This window comes from Methylobacterium sp. 37f, from assembly GCF_023093475.1.
Lineage (GTDB): Bacteria > Pseudomonadota > Alphaproteobacteria > Rhizobiales > Beijerinckiaceae > Methylobacterium.
Map to the genome: position 1 here is coordinate 1 of NZ_JAGHKN010000108.1, position 607 is coordinate 607.

The window sequence follows — 607 nt, forward strand, 5'->3', positions numbered from 1 at the left end:
GGCTTCGGACGGAACGAGACGCCGCTGTCCCAATCGATCTGCGCCTACACCGTGCAGCAGGACGACGTGTTCGAGATCGAGGACCTGACCCTCGACGCGCGTACGTCGGACAACCCCCTGGTGACCGACGGACCCGAAGTCCGCTTCTATGCAGGAGCTCCGCTGCGAACTGCCGACGGCGTCGCCCTCGGGGCGCTGTGCGTGCTTGATACCAAGCCCAACAAGCTGACGCCCTCCCAAGCGTTCGTGCTTCGCACCCTCGCGCATCAGGTCATGACGACCCTGGAGCTACGCCGGTCCCTGCGCCAACGTCGTGAGACCGACCGGCGCAACACGGCGATTCTTGAGAGCGCCCTCGACTACGCCATCGTCTCACTGGATCTCGCCGGCATGGTGACGAGCTGGTCCCCGGGCGCCGAACGTATCCTCGGTTGGGACGAGGCCGAGATGCGTGGCAAGCCCGCCCATGTCTTCTTCACTGACGAGGACGTCGCGAACGGCGTCCCAGAGCAGGAAATGGCCTTGGCCCTGCTGTCCGGGCGGGGCGCCGACGAGCGCTGGCATGTTCGAAAGGACGGCAGCCGGTTCTGGGCCAACGGCGAGATGA

At 66.1% G+C, this 607-nt stretch carries 1 protein-coding gene; it reads left to right on the forward strand.

The features are described 5' to 3' along the window. The coding region (locus J7U37_RS24855) for a PAS domain S-box protein (protein WP_247637488.1) at positions 1-607 on the forward strand (607 nt) is incomplete at both ends.